Genomic DNA, 745 nt, shown 5'->3' on the forward strand with positions numbered 1-745 from the left:
GGAAACGTAGATTTTCTCGTTCTTGTCGTGGGTGGCGTTCCAGCTGTTCAAGAAGTCGACCCTGTCATTATCATCGATCTCGCGAATGAAGCGCGAGATTGTAGAGTCGCTGTAAATCTTGTTCTGTGGCGTCATCAATGGGTGGTTGTAGGCATAATCCGGGAAGTGCTGAGCCACGTTGCTTTCTGCGATAACTGAATACGCGGCGAGATCAAGAAGCAGCCCTTTTCCCCGGTCATCCCAACGCTTCAAATGTTCAGCCAGCTTGTAGTCTTCAATAATTCGTCTGACTACAGAGAAGGCACCAATGCGGATACAGCTGCTTCTGGATTCGCTGACTGGCTCAGCCGCCGTTCCTTCGGCGGGAATCTCGATATCTGGGAAGAACTTTTCGAAGTTGGGGTTAGGAAACATCATTCCAGGATGATCTGGGTCAGCTTTCCCAATGGTCGTTCTTCTAGCAACGTTGTATTTCTTCTCGGGAAGGTACTCTCTAGCATAAGTGTATTCGATGTAGGTAGTCTTACCCCGTTTATTTCTGGAAATTTTACCAGTGTTCTTAGGAATATTAACCAGGCAGTTGTAGTACATGATGGCCTCCTTTGTTGAGTATGATATCATACTCAAATTATAACATAGAAAAGCACATCAATGCAAGCAAAGATGTGCTAAAAATACAGTATTTTTGCGGGTTTAGGGCACTTTCTCAGAGGACTTGAGTTTGATTGCTCTGGGAAGTTAGCAT

General features: G+C 45.4%; 1 pseudogene. It reads right to left on the bottom strand.

Annotated elements, in window-relative coordinates:
- A pseudogene (locus ACLUXO_RS10200) lies at window positions 1-591 on the bottom strand (IS1634 family transposase); the annotation flags it as partial.
- Window positions 592-745: the final 154 nt, after the last annotated feature.

This window comes from Lactobacillus delbrueckii subsp. bulgaricus, from assembly GCF_046938665.1.
Taxonomy (GTDB): Bacteria; Bacillota; Bacilli; order Lactobacillales; family Lactobacillaceae; genus Lactobacillus; species Lactobacillus delbrueckii_C.